General features: G+C 72.7%; 20 protein-coding genes. 16 read left to right on the forward strand and 4 right to left on the reverse strand.

Going from position 1 to position 26,716, the window contains the following annotated elements:
- The first annotated feature begins 72 nt into the window (after nucleotides 1-72).
- The 4 genes from ACSYGN_RS32165 to ACSYGN_RS32180 all read left to right on the forward strand — a co-directional run bounded on the left by ACSYGN_RS32165 (nucleotide 73) and on the right by ACSYGN_RS32180 (nucleotide 4,553).
- On the forward strand, nucleotides 73-1,110 hold the full coding sequence (locus ACSYGN_RS32165; RefSeq protein ID WP_460403867.1) for an HAD hydrolase-like protein: 1,038 nt from the start codon (nucleotides 73-75) through the stop codon (nucleotides 1,108-1,110).
- Between the two features lie 332 nt (nucleotides 1,111-1,442).
- Nucleotides 1,443-2,486: a FecCD family ABC transporter permease gene (locus tag ACSYGN_RS32170; RefSeq protein WP_460401855.1), complete on the forward strand. Its 1,044-nt coding sequence runs from the start codon at nucleotides 1,443-1,445 to the stop codon at nucleotides 2,484-2,486.
- Nucleotides 2,483-3,595, forward strand: coding sequence for a FecCD family ABC transporter permease (locus ACSYGN_RS32175; RefSeq protein WP_460401857.1), 1,113 nt, complete (start codon nucleotides 2,483-2,485; stop codon nucleotides 3,593-3,595). The genes ACSYGN_RS32170 and ACSYGN_RS32175 overlap by 4 nt, the downstream gene beginning before the upstream one ends.
- A 37-nt stretch (nucleotides 3,596-3,632) precedes the next feature.
- The gene (locus tag ACSYGN_RS32180; RefSeq protein ID WP_460403869.1) at nucleotides 3,633-4,553 is read left to right on the forward strand and encodes an ABC transporter ATP-binding protein; all 921 of its coding nucleotides are present in this window, start codon (nucleotides 3,633-3,635) and stop codon (nucleotides 4,551-4,553) included.
- Here the strand turns inward: ACSYGN_RS32180 and ACSYGN_RS32185 are convergent.
- Nucleotides 4,537-4,884 (reverse strand): sterol-binding protein, encoded by a 348-nt coding sequence (locus tag ACSYGN_RS32185; RefSeq protein ID WP_460401859.1) that lies wholly within the window; start codon nucleotides 4,882-4,884, stop codon nucleotides 4,537-4,539. The two genes, ACSYGN_RS32180 and ACSYGN_RS32185, sit on opposite strands and share 17 nt — an antisense overlap.
- 42 nt (nucleotides 4,885-4,926) lie before the next feature.
- On the opposite strand from ACSYGN_RS32185, the gene ACSYGN_RS32190 reads away from it, so the two are divergent.
- The 4 genes from ACSYGN_RS32190 (at nucleotide 4,927) to recN (ending at nucleotide 8,989) form a co-directional block, all read left to right on the forward strand.
- Nucleotides 4,927-5,217 (forward strand): hypothetical protein, encoded by a 291-nt coding sequence (locus tag ACSYGN_RS32190; protein WP_460401861.1) that lies wholly within the window; start codon nucleotides 4,927-4,929, stop codon nucleotides 5,215-5,217.
- Between the two features lie 91 nt (nucleotides 5,218-5,308).
- A complete protein-coding gene (locus ACSYGN_RS32195; protein ID WP_460401863.1) occupies nucleotides 5,309-6,124 on the forward strand; it encodes a TlyA family RNA methyltransferase in 816 nt (271 codons plus the stop codon).
- Nucleotides 6,121-7,041: an NAD kinase gene (locus ACSYGN_RS32200; protein ID WP_460401865.1), complete on the forward strand. Its 921-nt coding sequence runs from the start codon at nucleotides 6,121-6,123 to the stop codon at nucleotides 7,039-7,041. Before ACSYGN_RS32195 ends, ACSYGN_RS32200 begins: the two co-directional genes overlap by 4 nt.
- 205 nt (nucleotides 7,042-7,246) lie before the next feature.
- Nucleotides 7,247-8,989 carry a DNA repair protein RecN gene (gene recN, locus ACSYGN_RS32205; protein WP_460401867.1) on the forward strand — a complete coding sequence of 581 codons (1,743 nt, stop codon included), beginning with the start codon at nucleotides 7,247-7,249 and terminating at the stop codon, nucleotides 8,987-8,989.
- A 213-nt stretch (nucleotides 8,990-9,202) separates the two neighbouring features.
- Here the strand turns inward: recN and ACSYGN_RS32210 are convergent, their stop codons facing one another.
- Nucleotides 9,203-10,777, reverse strand: coding sequence for an FUSC family protein (locus tag ACSYGN_RS32210; protein ID WP_460401869.1), 1,575 nt, complete (start codon nucleotides 10,775-10,777; stop codon nucleotides 9,203-9,205).
- Between the two features lie 87 nt (nucleotides 10,778-10,864).
- Here ACSYGN_RS32210 and ACSYGN_RS32215 point away from each other — a divergent pair, with 87 nt between their 5' ends.
- From ACSYGN_RS32215 to ACSYGN_RS32230, 4 genes are all read left to right on the forward strand, one after another.
- Nucleotides 10,865-11,425 carry a MarR family winged helix-turn-helix transcriptional regulator gene (locus ACSYGN_RS32215; protein ID WP_460401871.1) on the forward strand — a complete coding sequence of 187 codons (561 nt, stop codon included), beginning with the start codon at nucleotides 10,865-10,867 and terminating at the stop codon, nucleotides 11,423-11,425.
- A gap of 12 nt (nucleotides 11,426-11,437) precedes the next feature.
- The gene (locus tag ACSYGN_RS32220; RefSeq protein WP_460401873.1) at nucleotides 11,438-12,757 is read left to right on the forward strand and encodes an alpha-amylase family protein; all 1,320 of its coding nucleotides are present in this window, start codon (nucleotides 11,438-11,440) and stop codon (nucleotides 12,755-12,757) included.
- Between the two features lie 33 nt (nucleotides 12,758-12,790).
- A complete protein-coding gene (locus ACSYGN_RS32225; protein ID WP_460401875.1) occupies nucleotides 12,791-13,579 on the forward strand; it encodes a hypothetical protein in 789 nt (262 codons plus the stop codon).
- Between the two features lie 541 nt (nucleotides 13,580-14,120).
- On the forward strand, nucleotides 14,121-15,266 hold the full coding sequence (locus ACSYGN_RS32230; protein ID WP_460401877.1) for a glycosyltransferase family 4 protein: 1,146 nt from the start codon (nucleotides 14,121-14,123) through the stop codon (nucleotides 15,264-15,266).
- Nucleotides 15,267-15,469: 203 nt separating this feature from the next.
- On the opposite strand, the gene ACSYGN_RS32235 is transcribed toward ACSYGN_RS32230, so the two are convergent.
- Together ACSYGN_RS32235 and ACSYGN_RS32240 are read right to left on the reverse strand one after the other, a co-directional pair.
- Nucleotides 15,470-17,131: a PucR family transcriptional regulator gene (locus ACSYGN_RS32235; protein ID WP_460401879.1), complete on the reverse strand. Its 1,662-nt coding sequence runs from the start codon at nucleotides 17,129-17,131 to the stop codon at nucleotides 15,470-15,472.
- A gap of 426 nt (nucleotides 17,132-17,557) precedes the next feature.
- A complete protein-coding gene (locus ACSYGN_RS32240) occupies nucleotides 17,558-19,360 on the reverse strand; it encodes a glycoside hydrolase family 15 protein (protein ID WP_460403871.1) in 1,803 nt (600 codons plus the stop codon).
- A 507-nt stretch (nucleotides 19,361-19,867) separates the two neighbouring features.
- On the opposite strand from ACSYGN_RS32240, the gene ACSYGN_RS32245 reads away from it, so the two are divergent.
- The 4 genes from ACSYGN_RS32245 (at nucleotide 19,868) to ald (ending at nucleotide 26,218) form a co-directional block, all read left to right on the forward strand.
- A complete protein-coding gene (locus ACSYGN_RS32245) occupies nucleotides 19,868-21,577 on the forward strand; it encodes a CTP synthase (protein ID WP_460401881.1) in 1,710 nt (569 codons plus the stop codon).
- 81 nt (nucleotides 21,578-21,658) lie between these two features.
- A complete protein-coding gene (locus ACSYGN_RS32250) occupies nucleotides 21,659-22,285 on the forward strand; it encodes an NUDIX domain-containing protein (protein ID WP_460401883.1) in 627 nt (208 codons plus the stop codon).
- 418 nt (nucleotides 22,286-22,703) lie between these two features.
- Nucleotides 22,704-24,959: an AAA family ATPase gene (locus tag ACSYGN_RS32255; RefSeq protein ID WP_460401885.1), complete on the forward strand. Its 2,256-nt coding sequence runs from the start codon at nucleotides 22,704-22,706 to the stop codon at nucleotides 24,957-24,959.
- 134 nt (nucleotides 24,960-25,093) lie between these two features.
- A complete protein-coding gene (ald, locus tag ACSYGN_RS32260) occupies nucleotides 25,094-26,218 on the forward strand; it encodes an alanine dehydrogenase (RefSeq protein ID WP_460401887.1) in 1,125 nt (374 codons plus the stop codon).
- Nucleotides 26,219-26,716 lie beyond the last annotated feature (498 nt).

The raw sequence follows: 26,716 nt of genomic DNA on the forward strand, positions 1-26,716 counted from the left end.
GATCGGGGGGAACCGGTGCAAGAGGACCGGGGAACGTGTATCGGTGAGGAGCGATGTGCAATGAGTCAGGGCTTGAACCGGTCCCTCAGAACGGGACCCGACGGCAGTGGCCGGGCCCTGGGCGAGGCGTACGACACGGCGCTGCTCGACCTGGACGGGGTGGTGTACGCGGGGGGCGAGGCGATCGTGCACGCGGTCGAGTCGCTGGCGGAGGCGCGCGAGGGCGGTATGCATCTCGCGTACGTCACCAACAACGCGCTGCGCACGCCGGACGCGGTGGCCGCGCATCTGACCGAGCTGGGCATACCGGCCGCGGCGGCGGACGTCATCACCTCCGCGCAGGCGGTCGCCCGGCTGATCAGCGAGCAGGTGCCGGCGGGGGCGCGGGTGCTGGTGGTCGGCGGTGAGGGTCTGCGGGTGGCGCTGCGGGAGCGCGGGCTGGAGCCGGTTGAGTCCGCCGACGACGACCCGGTGGCCGTGGTGCAGGGGTACGGCGGGCCCGAGCTCCAGTGGGGCCGCTTCGCCGAGGCGAGCTATGCGATCGCGCGCGGGGTGCCGTGGTTCGCGTCCAACACCGATCTGACGATCCCCAGCGGGCGCGGTATCGCCCCGGGCAACGGTGCCGCGGTGCAGGTGGTGCGGATCGCCACCGGTGCCGAGCCGCAGGTGGCGGGCAAGCCGCTGCCCCCGATGCACCGGGAGACGATTCTGCGCACCGGCGCCCGTCGGCCGCTGGTCGTCGGGGACCGGCTGGACACGGACATCGAGGGCGCGTTCAACGGCGAGGTCGACTCGCTGCTCGTCCTCACCGGTGTCACCGACGGCGCCCAGCTGCTCGCGGCCCCGCCGCAGCACCGGCCGACGTATGTGGACGCCGATCTGCGCGGGCTGCTCACCTCCCAGCCGGAGGTCACGGCGGCCGGAGAGGGCTTCCGCTGCGGCGGCTGGACGGCTACGGCTGTCACCGGGTCCGGCGGTCGGCTGGAGCTGGAGGGTGACGGCGAGGCGCTGGACGGGCTGCGGGCGCTGTGCGCGGCGGCCTGGACGGCGGCCGGTGAGGGCTCCTGCGAGCTGGACGGTTCGAAGGCGCTGGCGCGGCTGGGGCTCTGAGCCTCGCCCGACCGCCGACCGCCGACCGCCGACCGCGGGACGCTGACCGCGGGACGCTGACCGCGGGACGCTGACCGCGGGACGCTGACCGCGGGACGCTGACCGCGGGACGCCGACCGCGGGACGCCGACCGCGGGACGCCGACCGCGGGACGCCGACCGCCGGACGCCGACCGCCGGACGCCGACGGCCGGACGCCGACCGCCGACCGCCGGACGCCCGTTCCCGCCGATTGCTGCCCCCGGCCGGTCGGCGGGAACGGGCGTCCGTGGATCGGGCGTCCGGGGTTCGGTCATCCGCATACGGCGGGCGAGGGTAGGCTAACCTAACTCCGTGTTGGTCGACGGTCTTCCCGAACAGCGCGCGGACGCCGCCCCCGCGCCCCCGAGCCGACGGACGGTCAGGGCCCTCGGGCTGCTGGTGTCCGCCGGGATCCTGGTGCTCGTCGCCCTGGCGAGCATCGCGATCGGCGCGAAGGAACTGTCCCTGGCGCAGGTCTGGCACGGCCTGTTCCACGACACGGGGACGTACGGCGACGTGGTGGTCGGCGAGCGGTTGTCCCGCACCTTCCTCGGGCTGCTCGCCGGCGCAGCGCTCGGTCTCGCCGGGGCCGTTCTCCAGGCCCTGACCCGTAATCCGCTGGCCGACCCGGGGCTGCTCGGCATCAACGCGGGTGCCTCGGCGGCCGTCGTCACGGCGATCACCTACCTCGGCGTGACCAGCCTCAGCGGCTATGTCTGGTTCGCGTTCCTCGGGGCGGTCGCCGTCGGCGCGCTGGTGTGGTTCCTCGGCGGCAACCGGGGCGCCACCCCGGTGCGCCTCGCGCTGGCCGGTACGGCGATCAGCGCGGCCCTCTACGGCTACCTCCAAGCCGTGATGATCACCGACGACGCCGCGCTCGGCCGGATGCGCTTCTGGACCGTGGGCTCGCTGGCCTCGGCCACCGGCACGACCGTCGAGCAGGTGCTGCCGTTCCTGGCCGTCGGCACCGTCCTCGCCCTGCTGCTCGCCCGCCCGCTCAACGCCATGGCCCTGGGCGACGACACCGCCCGCGCCCTCGGCGCCCATCTGAACCGCACCCGGGCGCTGGCCATGCTGGCCGCCACCGTGCTGGCCGGGGCGGCGACCGCGGCGTGCGGGCCGATCGTGTTCGTCGGGCTGATGGTCCCGCACGTCGTGCGCTCCTTCACCGGACCCGACCAGCGCTGGATCCTGCCCTACGCGGCGGTCCTGTCGCCCGTGCTGCTGCTCGGCGCCGATGTCGTCGGGCGGATGGTCGCACGCCCCGCCGAACTCCAGGTCGGTGTCGTCACCGCGATCATCGGCGGCCCGTTCTTCATCCTGCTCGTACGGCGCCGGAGGACGACCCAGCTATGACCACCGCCGACGTACAGAGCCACACCGAACCCGAACCCGAACGCTCCCCCCGCGGCCCCCGCGGCCCCCGCGGTCGGGGCGCCCGCGCCCTGCACACCCGCGGCGGGCTGTCCTTCCGCCTCGACCCGCGCGCGCTCGCGGTTGTGGCCCTGCTGCTGCTCGCCGCCCTCGCCGCCGCCGTCCTCCTGATCGGTACCGGCGACTTCCCGATCTCTGCCGGCGATGTGCTCAGGACCCTGCTGGGCGACGGCAACCCCGGCCAGGAGTTCATCGTCCGTGAGCTGCGGCTGCCCCGCGTCCTCGTCGGCCTGCTGGTCGGCGCGGCGCTAGGTCTCGCCGGGGCGCTGTTCCAGTCGGTCACCCGCAATCCGCTGGGCAGCCCCGACGTACTCGGCCTCTCGCAGGGCGCCACGGCCGGTGCGCTCACGATGATCGTGCTGTTCTCCGGCAGTGCCACCGCCGTCACCCTCGGGGCGCTGGCCGGGGGACTGCTGACCGGGCTCGCCGTCTATCTGCTCGCCTGGAAGCAAGGGGTGCACGGCTACCGGCTCGTCCTCGTCGGCATCGGGGTGTCGGCCGTCGTCACCGCCGTCAACGGCTATCTGATCACCAAGGCCGACTTCGTGGACGCGGCCCGCGCCATCGTGTGGATGACCGGTTCGCTGGGCGGCCGCGACTGGACCCAGGTGTGGCCGCTGCTCGCCCTGTGCGCCGTCCTCGTCCCGCTCGTGCTGGCCAACGCCCGGGGCCTCAGGATGATGGAGATGGGCGACGACATGTCGTACGCGCTGGGTGTCAGCGTCGAGCGCGTACGGCTGCTGCTGCTCGGCGCGGCCGTCCTGCTGACCGCCGCCGCCACCGCCGCCTGCGGTCCCGTCGGCTTCGTGGCCCTGACGGCGCCGCAGCTCGCCCGGCGGCTGACCCGGTCGCCCGGGCCCAACCTGGTGCCCTCCCTCTGCATGGGCGCCACCCTGCTCGTCGCCTCCGACTGGGCCTCGCAGCGGCTGTTCGGCGCCGACCAGCTGCCGGTCGGCGTGGTCACCGGTGTCCTCGGCGGGCTCTATCTGCTGTGGCTGCTGGTGACCGAGCGCAGGGCGGGGCGGATATGAGCGCCGCCGACCGGTACCGCCCCCGTCGCACGACCCCCTGAGGAGCACTGTGAACCGCCTGTCCGCCGAGGACGTCACCCTCGCCTACGACCAGCGCGTCATCGCCGAGCGGCTGTCGGTGCGGATCCCCGACCACTCCTTCACGGTGATCGTCGGCCCGAACGCATGCGGCAAGTCGACGCTCCTGCGCGCCCTGTCGCGGATGCTCAGGCCCAGCCAGGGCCGGGTGCTGCTCGACGGGCAGGTCATCCAGTCGCTGCCCGCCAAGAAGGTCGCCCGGACCCTCGGGCTGCTGCCCCAGTCGTCGATCGCGCCGGACGGCATCACCGTCGGCGACCTGGTCGGCCGCGGCCGCTACCCGCACCAGGGCATCCTGCGCCAGTGGTCGGCGGAGGACGAGCGGGTCGTCCAGGAGTCCATGGAGCGTACAGGGGTGGCGCGGCTTGCCGACCGGTACGTGGACGAGCTGTCCGGCGGGCAGCGGCAACGCGTGTGGATCGCGATGGCACTCGCCCAGCAGACCCCGCTGCTGCTGCTCGACGAGCCGACGACCTACCTCGACATCCAGCACCAGATCGACGTCCTCGACCTGTGCGCCGAACTCCACGAGGAGCACGGGCGGACCCTCGTGGCCGTGCTGCACGACCTCAACCACGCCGCCCGCTACGCCACCCACCTCATCGCCCTGCGCGGCGGCGAGGTCGTCGCCGAGGGCGCCCCGCACGACATCGTCACGGCCGAGCTGGTGGAGGCGGTGTTCGGGCTGCGCTGCCAGGTCATCGAGGACCCGGAGACGGGCACCCCGCTGGTGGTCCCGGCCGCGCGCAAGGCCCGTACGGCGGCCGGTTCGGCCCGTACAGCCGGTTCGGCCCGTACAGCCGGTTCGGCCCGTACGGCCGCGAAGGCCCCTGCGCCCCGCAGTGAGGCGCAGGCCGCCGCCGCTACAGAAGCTTCCTGAGCCGGAACAGGTCCATCAGCCCCGCCTCCAGCTTCACCCGGCCCCCGCCCCAGGCCTTGGCGAAGTTCAGCTCGCCGTCGACCAGGGCCAGCAGGTCGTCGCCGGCCATGGTGAGCCGGATCTGGGCCTTCCTCGGCGGGGCGCCCGGAAGGGTCTCGTCGACCACGATCCGGCCGTCGGTCATCCGCCCGACGAAACAGACGTCCAGGTCGGTGATGTAGCAGCTCACCGAGCGGTCGAGCGCGGCGGCGTCGCGGGCGTCGCCCTGGGCGCCCCGCATGTTGTCGGAAAACTTCTCGAGTGCGTCGCGGCACTCCTCGATCGTGGCCATCGCGACCGACGTTACCTCAGCGGTTCGCGGTAGCGTCTGGGCATGGACGACACACCGCCGCAGACCGAGGAACCGCAGGAAACGGCGGTCGGACCCGAAGACGCGCCCGCCGGTCCCGTCCCGCTGGGCGTGCCCCGCACCCCTACCGGGAACGCCGAGGTCGACGCCCGGATGGAGCGGCTGGCCGACGCCGACCACCTCACCACCGACGGGCATGTCGAGGTGTACGAGGATGTCCACCGGGGACTGCGCGACGCGCTCACCGCGCTGGACACCCGCCCGGGACCTCCGGCGCCCGCCCCGAACCGTCCCTCGCCCGCACCCCACCCCTGACACCCCTGACACCTCTGACATCCCTCTTCACCACACCCATCACACCCCACTTCACCCTCATCGCCGTACGGGAACAGGAGCTGAACCGAACGTGGCAGGAGTCGCACGCCGCCGTCTGGACGCGGAGCTGGTCCGCCGGAAGCTCGCGCGCTCGCGCGAGCACGCCAGCCAGCTGATCGCCGCGGGGCGGGTCACCGTCGGCAGGACCGTCGCGACCAAGCCCGCCACCCAGGTCGAGACGGCCGCCGCGATCGTCGTCCAGGAGGACGCCGGCGATCCCGACTACGTCTCCCGCGGCGGCCACAAGCTCGCCGGCGCGCTGCAGGCGTTCGTGCCGCAGGGGCTCGTCGTCGAGGGGCGCAGGGCGCTGGACGCCGGTGCGTCGACCGGTGGCTTCACGGATGTGCTGCTGCGTGCGGGCGCCGCGCACGTCGTCGCCGTCGACGTCGGATACGGACAACTCGCCTGGTCTCTGCAGAGCGATGAACGCGTGACCGTCAAGGACCGTACGAACGTACGCGAGTTGACGCTCGAAGCGATCGATGGGGAGCCAGTGGATCTAGTCGTGGGGGATCTGTCCTTCATCCCGCTCGGCCTGGTACTGCCCGCCCTTGCGCGGTGCGTGAAGCCGGACGCCGATCTGGTGATGATGGTGAAGCCGCAGTTCGAGGTGGGCAAGGAACGGCTGGGCAGCGGGGGAGTGGTGCGCAGTCCCGAGCTGCGCGCCGAGACCGTGCGGGCGGTGGCCGCGAAGGCGTGGGAACTCGGGCTGGGGGTGCGGGGCGTGACTGCCAGCCCCCTGCCCGGGCCCTCGGGGAACGTCGAGTACTTTCTGTGGCTGCGGGCCGGGGCCTCCAAACTGGACCCGGCCGACGTCGACCGCGCAGTTGCGGAGGGGCCGCGTTGACACAGAACCGAGTTCGCACCGTTTTCCTGCTCACCCACACCGGCCGGCCTGCGGCGATCCGCAGCGCCGAACTCGTCGTGAAGGGACTGCTGAGATCCGGCATCGCCGTACGCGTCCTGGAGTACGAGGCCGCCGATCTGCCGCTGCCGGACGAGGTCCAGCTCGTCAAGGAGGCCACCCCGCAGTGCCTGGACGGGTGCGAGCTGCTCATCGTCCTCGGCGGTGACGGCACGCTGCTGCGCGGCGCCGAGTTCGCCCGTGCCTCCGGGGTGCCGATGCTCGGCGTCAACCTCGGGCGGGTCGGGTTCCTCGCCGAGGCCGAGCGGGACGACCTCGACAAGGTCGTCGACCGGGTGGTGGCCAAGGCGTACGAGGTCGAGGAGCGGATGACCGTCGATGTCGTCGTGCACCGCAACGGCGACATCGTGCACACCGACTGGGCGCTCAACGAGGCGGCGGTGCAGAAGGCGGGTGCCGAGAAGCTGCTGGAGGTCGTGCTGGAGATCGACGGCCGCCCGGTGACCGGCTTCGGCTGCGACGGCATCGTGCTGTCCACACCGACCGGCTCCACCGCGTACGCCTTCTCGGCGGGCGGGCCGGTGGTGTGGCCGGAGGTCGAAGCGCTGCTGATGGTGCCGATCAGCGCCCACGCGCTGTTCGCCAAGCCGCTGGTGACCTCGCCGGACTCGGTCCTCGCGGTGGAGGTGCTGCCGCACATCCCGCCCGGGGTGCTGTGGTGCGACGGGCGCCGGACCGTCGAACTGCCGCCGGGGGCACGGGTGGAGGTACGGCGCGGCGCCGTGCCGGTGCGGCTGGCGCGGCTGCACCACTCCTCCTTCACGGACCGGCTGGTGGCGAAGTTCGCCCTGCCGGTCTCGGGGTGGCGGGGGGCACCCCACGAGGGCCGACAGGCCTAGGGCGGACAGGACCTGCACCCGGCCTGGACCCGGCCTGTACCGGGCCCGGACCGGGCCTGTACCGGGCCCGGACACGAAGGGAGTCCGGAGCGTGTTCGGACAGCGCCCGACCCGGCCCGGCCAACGAGTGATCCGTCCGTAGGTAACGACGCTCGCCTCCCACGGTCGGGTGGGGTGGCGTCGCAGAGCACGCGGAAAACCTCGTATGGTCGGGGGCGTGCTGGAAGAGATGCGGATACGGTCGCTCGGAGTCATCGACGACGCCGTCGTCGAGCTGTCGCCCGGATTCACCGCTGTGACGGGTGAGACGGGCGCGGGCAAGACCATGGTGGTCACCAGCCTGGGGCTGCTGCTCGGCGGGCGCGCGGACCCGGCGCTGGTGCGGATCGGCGCCGGGAAGGCGGTCGTCGAGGGACGGATCGCCGTGCCCGAGGGCGCCTCCGCCGTCGTACGGGCCGAGGAGGCGGGCGCCGAGCTCGACGACGGGGCGCTGCTCATCAGCCGTACCGTTTCCGCCGAGGGACGGTCGCGGGCGCATCTGGGCGGGCGCAGCGTGCCCGTCGGCGTGCTCGCCGACCTCGCCGACGAACTGGTCGCCGTGCACGGCCAGACCGACCAGCAGGGGCTGCTGAAGCTGGCCCGCCAGCGGCAGGCACTCGACCGGTACGCGGGCGACGCGGTCGTCGTACCGCTCGCCAAGTACACCGAGGCGTACCGGCGGCTGCGGACGGTCTCCACCGAGCTGGAGGAGATCACCACGCGCGCGCGGGAGCGGGCGCAGGAGGCCGACATGCTCCGCTACGGCCTCGACGAGATCGCCGGCGTCGAGCCGCGCGCCGGTGAGGACGTGGAGCTGGCCGAGGAGGCGGAGCGGCTCGGGCACGCCGAGGCGCTGTCGTCCGCGGCGTCGGCCGCGCACACCGCGCTCGTGGGCAACCCCGAGGACCCCGAGAGCATCGACGCAACCACCCTCGTCGTGGGCGCGCACCGGGCCCTGGAGACCGTCCGCTCCCACGACCCGGCGCTGTCCTCCCTCGCCGACCGGATCGGGGAGATCGGGATCCTGCTCGGCGACGTGGCCGGGGACCTCGCGGGCTACGCCGACGACCTGGACGCCGACCCGCTGCGGCTCGCGGCCGTCGAGGAACGGCGCGCCGCGCTGACCGCGCTCACCCGCAAGTACGGCGAGAACATCGACGCGGTGCTCGCCTGGGCCGAGCGGTCCGCCCTGCGGCTCACCGAACTCGACGGTGACGACGAGCGGATCGGTGAGCTGACGGCGGAACGGGATGCGCTGCGCACCGAATTGGGCGGTCTCGCCCAGGCGTTGACCGACGCGCGTACGGAGGCCGCCTCGCGCTTCGCCGCCGCCGTGACCGCGGAGCTTGCCTCCCTCGCCATGCCGCACGCGCGCGTGTCCTTCGACATCCGGCAGACCGAGGACCCCGAGGGCGTCGAGGTCGGCGGCCGTGCGGTGGCCTACGGTCCCTCGGGCACCGACGAGGTCGAGCTGCTGCTCGCCCCGCACCCGGGCGCCCCGCCGCGGCCGATCGCCAAGGGCGCGTCCGGCGGTGAGCTGTCGCGCGTGATGCTCGCCGTCGAGGTGGTGTTCGCCGGGACGGACCCGGTGCCGACGTATCTCTTCGACGAGGTCGACGCAGGTGTCGGCGGCAAGGCGGCCGTCGAGATCGGCAGGCGCCTGGCGCGGCTCGCGAAGAGCGCGCAGGTCGTCGTCGTCACCCATCTGCCCCAGGTCGCCGCCTTCGCCGACCGGCAGCTTCTGGTCGAGAAGACCGACGACGGCACGGTCACCCGCTCCGGGGTGAAGGTCCTGGAGGGCGAGGAGCGCGTCCGCGAACTCTCCCGGATGCTGGCGGGGCAGGAGGATTCGGAGACGGCCCGTGCCCATGCGGAGGAGCTTCTGGCCACGGCTCGTGCGGATGCGTGACGGCGCGTTGGCTGCGCGCCGGGCGAAGGAGTGGTGACTGGGGTCGGTACGGTTACCCGGTCCGGGGTGACGTTCTGGTGCGTGAGGCCTGGGTCCTCGCCCGGGTGTTTTCGTCCCCGCCGCCCCTTCCCGTTCCCGTCCCTGGGGGCTGTGCCCCCAGACCCCCCATATCGGCCCTTCGGGCCTCGTCATCGAACGCCGGACGGGCTGGAATTAGCCCCTCCGGCGATTGAGAAGCGGGGGGAAGAGGGCGGACAGGGTCGTCAGTTGGGTGTCCAGCTGGGTTATTGCTGTCAGGGCCGTCCCGGTGGTGGTTGTGGGGGTGGTGGGGGGCTGCAGGGGGTGGGCCTGGGTGGTCGGGGGCTGGGGGCGTCTGGCTATGGCTCGGCGGATCGAAGCGGTTCGGGCCGCGGTTCGGGTGCGGTGGTGGGTCACCGTCGGGTCGGTGGAGAGGGCGGCCGGGGAGGAGAGGACGGCGGTGGTCAGGGTGGCTGCCGGGGTGGTGCAGGCCCGTAGGGCTGTGCAGGCTTGTAGGGCCTCGTTGTTCCTTCCGTGGGGCACCGGCACGGCGGCCAGGACTCGTAGCGGTGCCGTCGCGATGGTCAGTTGGTCCAAGGCGTGGGTGAAGCGCGCCCCTGCCCGGCGTATCGCGTGCTCGTCGCGCCAGTCCGCCCCGAGCAACTCGCCCAGTTCGGCCAGTGCGGCGGCGGTGCGGGCGCGTGCCACGGCCGCCGTACGGACCGGCAGGACGAGCCAGGACGCCGCGAGACCGATGACGGCACCGACGGCGATGCCCGCCAGGCGGGTGTCCAGCAGGTCTCCCGGGCTCTGCCCGAACCAGTCGTAGAGCAGCGACAGCACCGCGGTGACACAGGCGGCCCAGTAGGCGTAACTCAGCTCCCGCAGCCAGGTCGCCACGGCGAGGACACCGAACATCACGACCACGGCGCTGTCCGAGTGCGGCCCGACGGACCCGGAGAGGGCGCCGGCCACCAGCGTCCCGACCGCGGCGCCCGCCGTTCGCCAGGCGCCCTTCACCAGGACGTCCCCGCGGCTGCGCGCGCCGCTGCCGACGAGGAACGCGGTGAGCACCACCCAGGCCCAGTGGTCCGGCCAGACGTTCCGGCCGGTCACGAACGCCGCCGTCAGGGCGACCGCCGTCTGCGCGGCCATCCGGGTGCTGGGTGCCATGCCCGGGCGGCTGCGGGCCGGTGCCTTGACCACCCAGGCCGGCGGAGGCGCGGGAACGAACCCGGTGGTGTGGGCGGCCCAGCTCAGGACGGTTCCCCAGACGACCGCGACGAGCGCGGTGAGCGCCGCCCAGCCGGTGCCCGCGTGGCCGTCGGCGGACGGGACGCCGGGGGGTGTCACGAGCACGGCGATCAGCGGCAGGACGATCAGTGTCCCGGCGCGTGCGGCGCGCATCCCGAACCGGCGGATCCAGATCGCCCCGGCCACGCCCAGCACGAATACCGCGTCCCCCGTGGTCGAGTGACGCTGGATCAGCGTGCTCAGCTCGCTGCCCGCGGCCGCGGCACAGGGCAGGACGACGCAGACCAGGAGCCGGTCGGTGCGGTCGAACGCCCGCTGGGCCCGGCCGAGCGCCGAGGCGACCACGACGGCCCCGATGACACTGTCGACCCGCAGGCCGGCCAGACGCTCGACCAGCAGCGCACAGCCGTACGTGCCCAGCACGGTGCCCATGCTCACCGTCGCCGTCCGCAGGTGCAGCCAGGCGGTCGGACGGAAGCGCAGGGCTCGCCGCGCCGAGGCAGGGAAAGTAAGCATGTCGTAGGATCGCCGTCCATGTGGATACGCTATTAAGGTGATCTGCTCGGTAATCCGCCTTGATTTAGTGAGTGATATCTTAACAATATGGAAGAGCAGTGGCCACAGCACGAGGACGTCGGCACCGGGCGGCGGGACGACCGTACGGCCGCCGAGATCCGGCAGGGCGTCCTCCGGCTCGCCCGACGGATGAGCGCCGAGCGCCCGGCGGACGGGCTCAGCATCAACAAGAGCAGCGTGCTGGCGCATCTACGGCGCAACGGGCCCATGTCCGCCGGTGCCCTGGCCGCCGCCGACCACCAGCAGCCGCAGTCCCTGACTCGGGTCTTCGCCGAACTGGAGCGGGACGGCCTGGTCAGCCGCACCCGGGACAGCCACGACGGACGCCAGCGGGTGCTGGAGCTGACGGAGGAGGGCCGGAAGGCCCTCGCCCACGACATGGCGCAGCGCGACGCCTGGCTCGACGGTGCCCTCGACGACCTGACCGAGACCGAGGAGCAGGTGCTGCTGCTGGCGGCCCGTCTGATGAACCGCCTCGCCGACTCACCGGCCGACCGCGTGGGTCGCTCCGACAGCTCCGACCGCTCGGGCCGCTCCGGCCACTTCGACCGCTCGGGCCACTCCGTCCGACCGCCCCGAACCCGTTGACGGAGGCTTTCCGTGACCTGGTCCGACCACGCCATCTGGTGGCACGTCTATCCGCTGGGCTTCCTTGGTGCCGAGCGGGAGGCCCTGCCCCCGGGCGAACCTCCGCGGCACCGTCTGCCGGTCCTGGCCGACTGGCTGGACCACCTGGTCCGGCTCGGCTGCAACGGCCTGGCCCTCGGCCCGGTCTTCGCGGCCGAGACGCACGGCTACGACACCGTCGACCACTTCCGGATCGACCCCCGCCTCGGCACCGAGGACGACCTGACCGAACTCGTCGAGCGCGCGTCCGCCCGCGGGGTGCGGGTGCTGCTGGATGGTGTCTTCAACCATGTGGGCCGGTCCTTCGGACCGTTCGCCGATGTCGTCCGACGCGGCGCCGCGTCGCCGTACGCGGACTGGTTCGTCCCCGAGGGCGACGACTTCCGCACCTTCGAGGGACACCGCCGGCTGGTCGCCCTCAACCACGCCCACCCCGCCGTCGCCGACCACGTCACCGCCGTCCTCGGCCACTGGCTGGAGCGCGGTGTCTCCGGCTGGCGGCTGGACGCCGCGTACGCCGTCCCGCGGGAGTTCTGGCGCACCGTCACCGACCGGGTCCGCGCCCGGTATCCGCAGGCGTGGTTCAGCGGCGAGGTGATCCACGGCGACTACGCCGCGTACGTCACCGAGGGCGGGCTGGACTCCGTGACGCAGTACGAGTTGTGGAAGGCCATCTGGAGCTCGCTCAACGACACCAACCCGCACGAACTGGCCTGGGCGCTCAAGCGCCACAACGGTCTGCTCGGCACCTTCGCGCCGCAGACCTTCGTCGGCAACCACGACGTCACCCGCATCGCCAGCCGTTTGCGCGAGCCCCGGCACCTGGCGCACGCCCTCACGGTGCTGTTCACCGTCGGCGGGATCCCGTCCGTGTACGCGGGCGACGAACGCGCCTGGCGGGGCGTCAAGGAGGACCGGGCGGGCGGGGACGACGCTGTGCGCCCCGCGTTCCCGGCCGGTCCGGAGGACCTCGGGCCCGACGGACTGACCGTCGAACGGCTCCACCAGACGCTCGTGGGCATCCGTCGGCGAAACGCCTGGCTGGTGCGGGCCGCGACCAGTGTCCACAGCCTCGGCAACGCCCTGATCACCTACACGCTCACCGACCCCGCCACCGGCGCCGCCGTCGCCGTCGGGCTCAACTTCGGTACGTCTCCCGTGACGGGTTCGGTCCCGGCGGCGCCCTGGGCGCACGCCGCGGGGGAGGGCGCCGTCGACGCCGGTTCCGGGACCGTGTCCCTGCCTCCGCTGGGCTGGTGCGTGGCCACGGCGCCGGGAATTTCCCCCCGTTGACGCTCTTCCGCCGCCCTCTCCTACAGTTGCGCCATGATCACGCGACCGCGCCGGGGTGCCGCCTTCCTCGCAGCCACCGCACTGACCCGCGCGGCGACGGCGGTCGTGCGCGACCGGGCGCCCGGTGGGCGTGAGCGGTGGGCGCGGACGAACTACGAGGGCAGGACCGTCGAGTTGAGCGCGGGGGCTGCCTCGGCCTTCGTGGCCGCCGTGGGTGCGGCGCGGGTCCACCCGGGCGCCGGGTTCGCCGTACTCGCCGCCGGAGCCTGCGGGGCGTACGACGACTTCGCCGGGGCCGGTGACCCTCGCCGGGGCTTCCGAGCCCATCTGGCGGCGCTGCGGGACGGTCAAGTCAGCAGCGGCATGGTGAAGTTGGCGGGGATCTCCGGTGCCGCGCTGGTGGCCGGGGCGCTGGTGAAGGAGCGGCCCCTCGACCGGGTGCTCGCCGGTGTCGTCGTCGCGGGGGCCGCGCACTTCGTCAACCTCGTGGACGTACGGCCGGGCAGGGCGGCCGGTGCGGTGCTGGCGCTCGGGGTGCCGGGGCTGCTGCGGGGCGGGCCCGGGGCGGAGCCGGCCGCGGTGGCGGCGGGGGCCGCTGCCGCCGTGCTGCCCGGCGATCTGGGGGAGCGCACGATGCTCGGCGACACCGGGGCGCACGCCCTGGGCGCACTTCTCGGCGTGTCCATCGTCGCGAGCAGCGGGCGTGCGGGGCTGCTGGCCCATGCCGTGGCGGTTGTGGCGGCAGCGGTGTGGGGCGATCAAGTGACGGCGGCGGCCAAGCCGTCCGGGTTCCCCAGCGGCCTTTCGCCGTGGCTGCCGTGAGGTTTGTCACGGGGGTCGGCGCGCGGGCTCCATGGGGCGTGCAACGGGCCCTTAGGGCCTGTCGTCAAGTTCCCGCCTGCCCGGCGACGCCTGGCACGCACTCCCCCAAGCTCTGCGAGCAGGGGTGCCCCCGGCGGCGTTGCCGGAGCGCCCACGTGGCTCCTCCCCCAAGCTCTCGGCTTCGCTCGAGCAGGGGGGACCCCGCGAGGGCGCTCCGGCGCCTTGCGATCGCACGCACCAGACGCCGCCGGGCCCGCCCTTCGGGCGGACGACGGGAACTTGACGACAGGCCCTAGGCGTCACGGACAGTCACTCGTACGAGTGAGTCCTCCGGCTCGATGTTCGCATTCGTACGGGTTCTCAGCCGTTCGGAGTTCCCGGAACACCCGTGCGTGCTGGCATCCTTGACGTAGCACGCAGTACACATGCGGAGCGAGCGGCACCGACGCCGAGCGATACGGTCGGTGTGTCGTCCTGTCACCGCCTGAAGCCGAACCGACAGCCGAACCGACAGCCGAACCGAACCAGGAGCCCCGGCCACGTGAGCCACGTGAGCAGCCACCCGTTGCCCGGCGCCGCGCCGCTGCGCACCGTGCAGGTGCTGGGCGGAGGCAACGCCGGAAGCTGCGCACATGTGCGGTCCCTGGCGTCCGGGCTCGTGGCACGGGGCGTGCGGGTCAAGATCGCCGCCCCTGCCGAGACCGAACAGGCCTACGGCTTCACGGGCGTCGGCGCCGAGCATGTGCACGTGCCGCGCAGCAGCGACCCCACGGCCCTGACGGTGCTGCGGGACGCCTGCAAGGAAGCCGACCTGGTCCACGCGCACGGGCTGCACGCCTCCTTCCGCGCCGCCCTCGCCCTCGGCGGCAGGCACACCCCGCTCGTCGTCACCTGGCACCACCGCACGCACGCGGAAGGGGCACGGGCGCATCTGCTGCGGCTGCTGGAGCGACAGGTCGTCAAGTCGGCCACAGTGGTGCTGGGTTCCACCTCCGACCTGGTGGACCGGGCCCGCAGGCGCGGCGCACGCGACGCCCGCCTCGCCGCCGTGGCCCTGCCGGGCAGCCGACGGACCGCCCGCCCCGCCGATGCCGCCGACCCCGACGGTTCCGGCCCCAAGCTGCGCGCCGAACTCGGCGCCACCGAACGGCCGTTGCTCATCTCGGTCGGCCCTCTCGAACCGCACCGGGGCCATGACGTCCTGCTGGACGCCTCACGCGCCTGGTGCCGCCTCGACCCCGTGCCGCTGCTCGTCGTGGCCGGGGAGGGGCCGCTGCGGCCGGTTCTCCAGCGGCAGATCGAGGACGAGGAACTGCCCGTCCGACTCATCGGGCACCGCGACGACCCGGCCGACCTGCTGGCCGCCGCGGACCTGGCGGTGCTGCCGAGCCGCTGGGAGCCCCGCTCCCCGCTCGCCCAGGAGGCCCTGCACGCCCGCGTCCCGCTCGTCGCCACCGCCGTCGGGGGCATCCCCGACCTGGTGGGCGACGCGGCCGAACTCGTCCCGTACGGCAACGCGCGAGCGCTCGCCGACGCCGTCGTACGCCTGCTGGGCGACCCCGGACGCCGCGAACTGCTCCGCGACAAGGGCACCCGGCAGACCGCCGACTGGCCGACCGAGGACGAGACGGTGGCCCAAGTCCTCAGCGTCTACGACGAGTTGACCCTGCCCCGCCTGCTGCCCTGACGGCGCTGCCCGGAGGCCCCACAGGCCCTAGGGCGTGTTTCGAAAGTAGCGCCGACCGCCCGAAGGGCGGGCCCTGCGGCGTCTGGTGCGTGCGATCGCAAGGCGGAGGGTCGCCCTCGTACTGGGGTACGTGGGCGATCCCGACAACACAGCGAGCGTGCGTGCCAGGCGTCGCAGGGCAGGCGGGACTTTCGAAACACGCCCTAAGGGACATGCCTGCGCGCCCTCAGGGCCAGACTCAGGGCCAGAACTGTCTGCGGGTCGTCCAGGTCGGTGCCCAGGAGGTCGGTGATCCGGGCCAGGCGGTTGTAAAGGGTCTGGCGGTTGAGATGGAGCTCACGCGCCGTCTCCGCCTTGCGGCCCGCGTGGGCCAGATAGGTCTCCAGGGTGGGCAGGAGCGGGGGCCTGCCGCGCCGGTCGTGGTCGTGGAGCGGGCCGATCGCCCGGTCCACGAAGGCCGCCAGGTCCGGGTGGTCGCGCAGCCGCCACAGCAGCAGGTCGATGTCGAGGCGCCGGGCGTCGTACCAGGGCCGCTCCGGCAGCCCCTGCGCCGCGGTCGCCGTCTCCGCCGCGTGCCGCAGCCCCGCCGACGCCGCCGTCCAGCCGCCCGCGACGCCGACCACCACGACCGGTGCGGGAGTCCCCGGCCGCCGCATCCCGGCACGCTCCACGCCCGCCCGCAGCGCCGCCGCGACCCGGTCCGCGACCGCCGCCCGGTCCGGCTCCGACCGCAGCCCCACCAGCAGCGGCACCCGCCCCTCCACCGGCCGCACCCCCAGCAGCACCGGGACGCCCACCGACGCCAGCTCCTCCGCCACCGCCCGCGCCAGCACCGCCCAGCCGCCGCCCGGCGAGAGCGGGTCGCCGAGATGCATGACGACCGGCAGCAGAGGCGTGCCGTCGCCCGGCTTGAAACCCAGCACGCGGGCCTGCGCCGGGGCGTCCTCCGCCGTGACACGGCCCTCGGCGAGGTCGGTGAGGAAGTCGCCCCTGCCGCGGGCCGCCAGCTCCTCCTCCTGGCGCGCCTGCATCAGCACCACGGCCAGGATCCCCGCCGCCCGCTCGGCGGCCATCCGGTGCACCGGAGCCAGCGGAGCACACACCGGCAGCAGCACGAGACGTGCCCGCACCGAACCGGCGCCCGCGCCCCCGCCCGGCACATCCACCAGCACCGAGCCCGCGGGCGGCGGCGCGTCCTTGTGCGGGCCGCGCAGCCCCTCCCACACCTGGAGCGGATCCGCACCCTCCGGCCCGGACCCGGCGGCGTACAGAAGGCGGCCGACGGGTGTCTCCAGGAACACCGGGTTGCCGCCGAAGTCCGCCAGGATGCCCAGCACCTGCGGCACCCCGCCCCCGCCGAGCAGGGCCTCGGTGCAGCGCCGGTGCACCTCCTCCGCCCGCTGGAGCAGCGCGTAGTGGCCGTTGACGATCTCGGTGTGGATCTCCTCCGTGACCGCCACGAACGGCACCTCACGGTGCAGCTGGACCAGCGGAAGACCCGTCGCCCGCGCCGTCTCCACCAGGGCCGCGGGCAGCCGGGTGAAACGCGGGCCCAGCTCGATCACCAGGGCCGCGATATTGCGCTCGGCGAGGGTACGGACGAACGCCCGCTGCTCGGCCGGACGCGTCCCCAGGCCGTACCCGGTGGTCAGCAGCAGCTCGCCGCCCTTGAGCAGGGAGGCGATGTTCGGGACCTCGCCCGCGTGCACCCAGCGCACGGAGCGCCCAAGCCGGTCGGCCCCCGCCAGGATCTCCGGGAGCCCGCCGCGCAGCCCGGGCAGTTCCAGCGCCCGCCGTACGGTGATCCCCGTCCCGCCGCCCCGCGCGCCGCCGTCAGTGCCCGAGGCACCCGATCCGCTGTCCATGCACGGACGCTATCCTCGCACCTGCCCGGATGGACATCCCCGGTACGACGGGGGAAACGTAGGCAGGGGCGCGGGCTGCATCGACAGGCGGCTCCGCCGCGTGGGCGCGACCAACCCCCACGCACCCGCAGGCACACGCAGACGGTCACCCCCTCCAAGGGGCGCGGGGAACTGCGCGACCAGCCACGACGAGCCCGCACGTGACCACCGACCGTCAGCGCCGACGCCCGGAACCGTCAGCGCCGACGCCCGGAAGCACAGGCCGCTCAGCCCCCGTACGCGCCGGAGGCGGTCAGCCCCCGTACGCGCCCGAGGCGGTCAGCCCCCGTCCGTACGCGCCCGAGGCGGTCAGCCCCCGTACGCGCCGGAGGCGGTCAGCCCCCGTACGCGCCGGAGGCGGTCAGCCCCCGTACGCGCCGGAGGCGGTCAGCCCCCGTACGCGCCCGAGGCGGTCAGCCGCAGCGCTGTGTCGATCAGCGGAACATGGCTGAAAGCCTGCGGGAAATTGCCCACCTGGCGCTTCAGACGCGGGTCCCACTCCTCGGCCAGCAGCCCCAGGTCGTTGCGGAGCGCCAGCAGCTTCTCGAACAGCCGGCGTGCCTCGTCGACCCGGCCGATCATCGCGAGGTCGTCCGCCATCCAGAACGAACACGCGAGGAAGGCGCCCTCGTCGCCGGAGAGGCCGTCGACGCCCTCGTCGCCGCCCTGGGTCGGGTAGCGCAGGATGAAGCCGTCCGAGGTGGACAGCTCGCGCTGGATGGCCTCGATGGTGCCGATGACCCGCTTGTCGTCCGGCGGCAGGAAGCCCATCTGCGGGATCAGCAGCAGAGAGGCGTCCAGCTCCAGGGAGCCGTAGGACTGCGTGAAGGTGTTGCGCTCCTTGTCGTAACCCTTCTCGCACACGTCCCGGTGGATGTCGTCGCGCAGCTCGCGCCACTGCTCCAGCGGGCCGTGCGCGTCGCCCGACTCGATCAGCTTGATCGTGCGGTCGACCGCGACCCAGGCCATCACCTTGGAGTGCACGAAGTGGCGGCGCGGGCCGCGCACCTCCCAGATGCCCTCGTCGGGCTCGTCCCAGTGCTTCTCCAGGTAGCGGATGAGCTTCAGCTGGAGCAGCGAGGCGTAGTCGTTGCGGGCCAGGCCGGTCATGTGGGCCAGGTGCAGGGCCTCGGTGACCTCGCCGTACACGTCCAGCTGGAGCTGGTGCGCTGCGCCGTTGCCGACCCGGACCGGGGAGGAGTTCTCGTAGCCGGGCAGCCAGTCCAGCTCGGCCTCGCCCAGCTCCCGCTCACCGGCGATGCCGTACATGATCTGGAGGTTCTCGGGGTCGCCGGCGACGGACCGCAGCAGCCACTCGCGCCAGGCGCGGGCCTCTTCGCGGTAGCCGGTGCGCAGCAGCGAGGACAGGGTGATCGCCGCGTCGCGCAGCCAGGTGTAGCGGTAGTCCCAGTTGCGCACGCCGCCGATGTCCTCCGGGAGGGAGGTGGTGGGCGCGGCGACGATGCCGCCGGTCGGGGCGTAGGTGAGGGCCTTCAGGGTGATCAGGGAGCGCACCACGGGCTCGCGGTAGGGGCCGTGGTAGGTGCACTGGGCGACCCAGTCGCGCCAGAACTCCTCGGTGTTCTCCAGGGACTGCTCCGGCTCCGGCAGCGGCGGCGGCTCCTTGTGGGAGGGCTGCCAGGACACCGTGAACGCGATCCGGTCGCCCGGTGCGACGGTGAAGTCCGCGTAGGTCGTCAGGGCCTTGCCGTAGGTCTCGGTGCCCGTGTCGAACCAGACGGAGTCGGGGCCCGCCATCGCGACCGTACGGCCGTTCTGCCGGTGCACCCACGGGACGATACGGCCGTAGGAGAACCGCATGCGCAGCGCGGAGCGCATCGGGACGCGGCCCGAGATGCCCTCCACGATACGGATCAGCTGGGGGGCGCCGTCACGCGGGGGCATGAAGTCGGTCACCCGGACCGTGCCGCGCGGGGTGTCCCACTCGGACTCCAGGATCAGGGAGTCGCCCCGGTAGCCGCGGCGGGTCGCCGTGGGCGGCTCGGCACCCGCCGGATGTGCGGGGCCGAGGCGCCAGAAGCCGTGGTCCTCGGTGCCCAGCAGACCGGCGAAGATGGCGTGCGAGTCGAAGCGGGGAAGGCACAGCCAGTCCACTGTGCCGTCCCGGCAGACCAGCGCGGCAGTCTGCATGTCTCCGATGAGTGCGTAGTCTTCGATGCGCCCGGCCACGTGCATCTCCAGTCGAACGGCCACGTCGCCCCGAATAACCGGGGTGCGTTAGTGCGGTCAAAGGATCGTTGTAATACCTCGTCGAGCGATGAGGCAAAGCAGTCGCCCAGCTCGGGTGCAAAACGACAATTATCGCTCAACGAACTGACGAGCTCTCTTTGTTCCGGTCATTACGGACGGGGGGTGGTGCCGCGTTATCCGGACGGGCTCGGCAGCGAATGTCCGAGCAGGATACGACGCACGTAGACGGTGCGCGTGCCGCTCCGGACAACCTGCGTGGGCCGAACGGGTGAGCAGCGGGTGAAGAAGGCGGACACGGTGTGTGTCCGTGTCGGTGTGTGCGCGGAGCGTGGCCGGAAGCCGGTGGCGTCCGGCGCTGATAGTCTGGTGGCCCGTGGACCGGTGGGCGTAAAACCCCCGAACCGCAGCGACGGCACCCCCGAAATATTTCGGCCCGGCTGCTGTAACCGCACCCCAGACCGCGACCACGGGAGCCCCGCTTTGGCCATGCCGCCCCCTGCATTTCGAAACAGCGCAGCCACGACGACCAAGCACATCTTCGTCACCGGGGGTGTCGCCTCCTCTCTCGGCAAGGGCCTGACGGCCTCCAGCCTCGGCATGCTGCTCAAGGCGCGCGGCCTCAGGGTCGTGATGCAGAAGCTCGATCCGTATCTGAACGTGGACCCGGGCACGATGAACCCCTTCCAGCACGGTGAGGTGTTCGTCACCAACGACGGCGCGGAGACCGATCTGGACATCGGACACTACGAGCGCTTCCTTGACCGCGACTTGGACGGCTCCGCCAACGTCACCACAGGCCAGGTTTATTCGACCGTCATCGCCAAGGAGCGACGGGGCGAGTACCTGGGTGACACGGTGCAGGTCATCCCGCACATCACCAACGAAATCAAGCATCGCATCCGCCGGATGGCCACGGACGAGGTGGACGTGGTCATCACCGAGGTCGGCGGCACCGTCGGCGACATCGAGTCGCTGCCGTTCCTGGAGACCGTCCGCCAGCTGCGGCACGAGGTCGGCCGGGACAACGTGTTCGTGGTGCACATCTCGCTCCTGCCCTACATCGGCCCCTCGGGCGAGCTGAAGACCAAGCCCACCCAGCACTCCGTCGCCGCCCTGCGCAACATCGGCATCCAGCCGGACGCCATCGTGCTGCGCTGCGACCGCGAGGTGCCGACCGCGATCAAGCGCAAGATCTCGCTGATGTGCGACGTCGACGAGGCCGCCGTCGTCGCGTGTCCCGACGCCCGCTCGATCTACGACATCCCGAAGACCGTCCACCGCGAGGGCCTGGACGCCTATGTGGTCCGCAAGCTGGACCTGCCCTTCCGTGACGTGGACTGGACGACCTGGGACGACCTGCTCGACCGGGTCCACAAGCCCGACCATGACATCACCCTCGCCCTGGTCGGCAAGTACATCGACCTGCCCGACGCGTATCTGTCGGTCACCGAGGCGCTGCGCGCGGGCGGCTTCGCCCACCGGGCCCGGGTGCGGATCAAGTGGGTCACCTCGGACGACTGCAAGACCCCGGCGGGCGCCGAGGCGCAGCTCTCCGACGTCGACGGCATCTGTGTCCCCGGCGGCTTCGGCGACCGCGGTGTGCTCGGCAAGGTCGGCGCCATCCGCTACGCCCGCGAGAACCGGATCCCGCTGCTCGGCCTGTGCCTCGGCCTCCAGTGCATCGTGATCGAGGCCGCGCGCAACCTGGCCGGGATCACCGACGCCAACTCCACCGAGTTCGACTCGGGCACCTCCCACCCGGTGATCTCCACCATGGCCGAGCAGCTCGACATCGTGGCCGGGGAGGGCGACATGGGCGGCACCATGCGGCTGGGCATGTACCCGGCCAAGCTGGCCGAGGGGTCCCTGGTGCGCGAGGTCCACGACGGCAAGGAGTACGTCGAGGAACGGCACCGCCACCGCTACGAGGTGAACAACGCCTACCGCGCGGAGCTGGAGAAGAAGGCCGGCATCGTCTTCTCGGGCACCTCGCCGGACGGCAAGCTCGTCGAGTACGTCGAGTACCCGCGCGACGTCCATCCCTATCTGGTCGCCACCCAGGCCCACCCCGAGCTGCGCTCGCGGCCGACCCGTCCGCATCCGCTGTTCGCGGGCCTGGTCAAGGCGGCCGTGGAGCGGCAGCGGGCGGCGGGTGACGGGCGTCCGGTGGCGGGCGAGGAGAAGAATTCCGAGTGACACACCGGTAGTACGGTTGCCGGGGTGCATACCTTCAAAGGTGCGCACCCCGGCTTGTTTCTGCACGTGGAAGGACAGGGTATGACGATCAAGGACACTCCCGAGGAGTGGGAGATCCGGGCGATGGAGACCCCCTTCACGGGTAACAAGACCTCCGTCCGCACGGACGAGGTCGTCATGCCCGACGGGTCCGTCGTACGCCGCGACTACCAGGTGCACCCCGGCTCCGTGGGCGTCCTCGCCCTCGACGAGGAGGACCGGGTCCTGCTGATCCGCCAGTACCGGCACCCCGTGCGCCACAAGCTCTGGGAGGTGCCCGCGGGGCTGCTGGACGTGCCCGGCGAGAACCCGCTGGCCGCCGCGCAGCGTGAGCTGTACGAGGAGGCACACGTCAAGGCCGAGGACTGGCGGGTGCTGACCGACGTCTACACCACCCCCGGCGGCTGCGACGAGTCGGTACGGATCTTCCTGGCCCGCGATCTGTCCTCGGCGGACGGCGAGCGCTTCGAGCCCGAGCATGAGGAGATCGACCTGGAGTACGCGCGGGTGCCGGTGGACGAGCTGGTGCGCGGTGTCCTTGCGGGCGAGCTGCACAACAACTGCCTGGTCGTCGGTGTTCTCTCGCTGGTCGCCGCGCGGGCCGGAGACGGTCTCGACGCCCTGCGGCCGGCGGACGCACCGTGGCCGGCGCGGCCCTTCGCAGCCTGAAGGTGGGTTCGCCCCCGCCGCCCCTTCCGTTCCCGTCCCTGGGGGCTGCGCCCCCATACCCCCGCTTGTCGGCCCTTCGGGCCTCGTCCTCAAACGCCGGACGGGCTGAAATTCAGCCCCTCCGGCGTTTGAGGAGCGGGGGTGCGGGGGCGGAGCCCCCGGGTCGGGACGGGAAGGGGCGGCGGGGGCGAAAAACCCTTCCGGTACGGGCTGCGGCGGTGGTGTGACCATCGGATGATCCGATCGGGGGATGTGGGGCGCGTGGCTGTCGCGCTGCGCGCAGGGTGTTGCAGAGCGTGAACTAGGCTCGACGCGAGTGAGCCGCAGGTGCGGCGAGCGAGCCGAGCAGCAGGCGCGCACCCCCCGGACCGGATGACCGGCCCCCTCCCGTGCGCGCGGTGGGACGGGAGCGTGGCCCGTGACGGATCAGGCGGTGGACACAGTCGGCGCGCGGCGGCCGGAACCCCCTGTGCCGGAGAGTGATTTCCTGGGCCGTACAAGGGAGTTGAAGGACCTGCGCGCCGACATCGCGCGCGCGGGCCTGGACACCCTGGCCGGCCGCAAGGCGCCCCGCGCCCGCGTGCTCCTCATCGCGGGCCGCCCCGGCTCAGGACGTACCGCCCTCGCCGAGGAACTGGTGCGGCAGATCGCCGGTGACTACCCGGACGGTGTGCTGCGCGCCCGGCTGGGCGAACCCGACGGCACCCCCGTCCCCGTCGAGCGCGCCGCCCGCGACCTGCTCACCGCCCTGGAGCTGACCGCGCCCGCCGGAGCCGACGAGGACGAGCTCACCGGGACCCTGCGCGACGCCCTCGCCGAGCGCCGGATGCTGCTCCTGCTGGACGACGCGCCCGGCGCCGACCACGTCGACGCGCTGCTCCCCGACAACGCCGGCTGCCTGGTCGTCGCGGTCGCCGCGGGTCCGCTGACCGGCATCCCGGACGTCCGCCCCTGCACCCTGGGCGGCCTGGACACCAAGTCGGCTCTGGAACTGCTGTCCCGGCGCATCGGCTCGGTGCGCATCACCGTCGACCCGCGCACCGCCGAGGGCCTCGTCGAGCAGTGCCAGGCGCAGCCCACCGCCCTGGTACTGGCCGGCGGCTGGCTCGCGGCCCGCCCCAAGGCGGCCGTCGCCGACCTCGCCAAACGGCTGCACGCCGACCTCGACGAGGAACCTGGCGGCGCGCCCTTCGGCCGGGTCCTGAGGCTCGTCCACGACACCCTGCCCGCCCCCGCCGCCCGGATGCTGCGGCTGCTCTCCCTCGCCCCCTCCGGCCTCGTCGACCCGCACACCGCCTCCGCCCTCGCGGGCTGCTCCGTCGGCACCGCCCGCACCACCCTCGACGAGTTCACCGCCCTCGGCCTGCTGCACGCCGTTCACTCGCCGCTGCCGCAGTACGAGGTCCCCGGCTGCCTGCTGCCCTCCCTGAAGCGGCTCGCGGCGGCCCACGACCGGCCCGGCGAGCTCCAGCTCGCCCGCGCCCGGATGCTGGAGCGCAATGTCCGGCTGCTCCAGTCCTGCCGCGCGATCACCGAGACCGACAGCCCGCACGCCCGCGCCAAGCTGCTCGGCATGCCGCGCTCGCTGCGCTTCCCCACCCCCCGGGCCGCCGCCGACTGGCTCACCCTGCGCAGGCCCGCCCTGCTGGCCGCGGCCCGGCTCGCCGTCGCCGACGGGGAGGTCGACACCCTCGCCAGGCGGCTGATGTCCCAGCTGGTGCGGGCCATGGTCGCCCACTTCGGCACCCAGGCCGCCGCTCCCGACCTGTACGGCATCCACCAGCTGGTGCTGGACGTCGCCGAGCGCCGCGGCCTGCCCCGCGAGAAGGCCGCCGCCCTGCTGAACCTCGCCGACCTGGACGCCCGCACCGGCCGTACGGCACAGGCGCTGCTGCGCTATCGCGCGGCGCTGGACGCCGGACGTGAGGCGAAGGATCCGTATGCGACCGGCCGCGCGATGGAATCCGTGGGCGGCGCCCATCTGGAACTCGGGGACAACGACCGGGCCGCGGACTGGTTCGGCCGCGCCCTCGCCCAGCGGCTCGCCCGGGACGAGCGCGCCGAGGCCGCCCGGCTCTACGGCAGGATCGCCGCCGCCCACACCTACGCGGGCCGCTACGGCGAGGCGCAGCGCAACTGGCGGGCCGCCGTCGCCGGGTACCGCAAGGACTGCGATCTCGCGGCACAGGCGCGGGCGCTGAGCGAGCTGGCCCGGGTGCAGGAGTACGCGGGGCGCCCCGAGGAGTCGCTGCGCACCTGCCAGGAGGCGGCCGAATGGGCCCGGCGTGCCGACGACGTCCGGCTCCAGGCCGCGCTCCAGCTGCGGCTCGCGGACACCCTGGAGCGCCTCGGCGACCCCGCCGCGGCACGGCTGCACCGCCAGGCGGCCGAGCGCATGCTGGGTGAGGAGTTCCCGGAGCTCCAGGAGGACCACGAGAGCGACGAGAACCACGGGAGGGATGAGAACCACGGGAGCGACGAGCACCACGAGGGCCAGGAGAGTCCGAAGAGCCAGAGGCGCCAGAAGCGCCCGGGGAACGAGGCGGGTCGGCAGGACCAGGCGGACCGGCGGGACCTGAAGGCCCAGGAGGCCCAGGAGGACCGGAAGACCGGCTCGCGGCCGGAACACGCTGCTAACACCTGCGAAATCCGTAGTACATCCCCTAAAGATTGATGCAAAGAAAGGCTAGACACGGAGAACGCCTTCATTAGACTGGCTCCGCCGCACCTTCTCCTGCGGTGCATCCCGGTGTGCTCACCCTTGCCCGGTATGCGGTGCAACACCCCAAACCCTCTGAGCCAAGGACCGTGATCGACGTGAAGGTCGGCATCCCCCGCGAGGTCAAGAACAACGAGTTCCGCGTGGCCATCACCCCCGCCGGCGTGCACGAGCTGGTGCGCCACGGCCACCAGGTCGTCATCGAGCGCGCCGCCGGCGTCGGTTCGTCGATCACGGACGACGAGTACGTGGCCGCCGGCGCCGGGATCCTGGAGACGGCCGACGAGGTGTGGGCCACCGCCGACCTGCTGCTGAAGGTCAAGGAGCCCATCGCCGAGGAGTACCACCGCCTCCGCAAGGACCAGACCCTCTTCACGTATCTGCACCTGGCCGCCTCCCGGGAGTGCACCGACGCCCTGGTGGAGTCCGGCACCACGGCGATCGCGTACGAGACCGTCGAGCTGCCGAGCCGGGCGCTGCCGCTGCTCGCCCCGATGTCCGAGGTCGCGGGCCGGCTGGCCCCGCAGGTCGGCGCCTACCACCTGATGCGTCCGGCGGGCGGCCGGGGTGTGCTCCCCGGCGGTGTCCCGGGCGTGCGGGCCGGGCGGGCCGTCGTCATCGGCGGCGGCGTCTCCGGCTGGAACGCCGCGCAGATCGCCGTCGGCATGGGCTTCCATGTGACCCTGCTCGACCGGGACCTGAACAAGCTCAAGGAGGCCGACCGGATCTTCGGCACGAGGATCCAGACCGTCGTCTCCAACACCTACGAGCTGGAGAAGGCCTGCCTGGAGGCCGACCTCGTCATCGGCGCCGTGCTCATCCCGGGCGCCAAGGCCCCCAAGCTGGTCACCAACGAGCTGGTCTCCCGGATGAAGCCGGGAAGTGTCCTTGTCGACATCGCGATCGACCAGGGCGGCTGCTTCGAGGACTCCCGCCCGACCACCCACGCCGAGCCGACCTTCCAGGTCCACGACTCGGTCTTCTACTGCGTCGCCAACATGCCCGGCGCGGTGCCCCACACCTCCACCCACGCGCTGACCAACGCCACGCTGCCGTACATCGTCGAACTCGCGGACAACGGCTGGGTGGAGGCGCTGCGCCGCGACCCCGCGCTGGCCAAGGGTCTCAACACCCATGACGGCAAGGTGGTCTACCGCGAGGTCGCCGAGGCGCACGGCCTGGAGCACATCGAGCTGGAGACCCTGCTCGGCTGACGGCGCTCGGCTGACGGCCGTACCGGGAACGGCCCTTCGCGGGCCGCTCGCAGGATCGATTTCAAGTCACCTTGCGGTCAAGGCGATTCGTCAACACGACTCGTCAACCGCGCTCAACCGGCCGGATCTTGCCCGACAAGGTCCGGCCGGATGTGTGTATGGTCACTTTGCCGCACTCGGTCAACTCGCCTCGAACACGGCTCTTCGGTCGAATCACGCACCGGCGAAACCTGCCGTGCGACGGTCGTACGCCCTTGACAGAGGGATGTTTCAATGCCGACACATCGGGCCGGGTCCGGCGGATTGTGTTGCTGCGGATGCCCGACACGCCATAGAGTCGCCAACCGTCGGCATGGTGTCACGCTGACCTGTCTAGAAGTTTCCTGGTCACCAAGGAGGTAAGACGACTTGTGAATGAGTCGACATTTTCTCCCGGGGGTGGTCAACCAGGAACGCCGGTACGGGCCCAGGGCCCCGCGGGGTTCGAGGCTGTCGGCT

The sequence above is a fragment of the Streptomyces sp. YIM S03343 genome, assembly GCF_054729195.1.

Excerpts from the sequence above, each read along its gene's own strand:
- ACSYGN_RS32190 (WP_460401861.1), top strand. The coding sequence starts at position 4,927 with ATGGACGACACACCGCCGCAGACCGAGGAACCGCAGGAAACGGCGGTC.
- ACSYGN_RS32175 (WP_460401857.1), top strand. The coding sequence starts at position 2,483 with ATGACCACCGCCGACGTACAGAGCCACACCGAACCCGAACCCGAACGC.
- ACSYGN_RS32210 (WP_460401869.1), bottom strand. The coding sequence starts at position 10,777 with ATGCTTACTTTCCCTGCCTCGGCGCGGCGAGCCCTGCGCTTCCGTCCG.
- recN (WP_460401867.1), top strand. The coding sequence starts at position 7,247 with ATGGTCGGGGGCGTGCTGGAAGAGATGCGGATACGGTCGCTCGGAGTC.
- ACSYGN_RS32245 (WP_460401881.1), top strand. The coding sequence starts at position 19,868 with ATGCCGCCCCCTGCATTTCGAAACAGCGCAGCCACGACGACCAAGCAC.
- ACSYGN_RS32250 (WP_460401883.1), top strand. The coding sequence starts at position 21,659 with ATGACGATCAAGGACACTCCCGAGGAGTGGGAGATCCGGGCGATGGAG.
- ACSYGN_RS32225 (WP_460401875.1), top strand. The coding sequence starts at position 12,791 with ATGATCACGCGACCGCGCCGGGGTGCCGCCTTCCTCGCAGCCACCGCA.
- ACSYGN_RS32235 (WP_460401879.1), bottom strand. The coding sequence starts at position 17,131 with ATGGACAGCGGATCGGGTGCCTCGGGCACTGACGGCGGCGCGCGGGGC.
- ACSYGN_RS32185 (WP_460401859.1), bottom strand. The coding sequence starts at position 4,884 with ATGGCCACGATCGAGGAGTGCCGCGACGCACTCGAGAAGTTTTCCGAC.
- ACSYGN_RS32215 (WP_460401871.1), top strand. The coding sequence starts at position 10,865 with ATGGAAGAGCAGTGGCCACAGCACGAGGACGTCGGCACCGGGCGGCGG.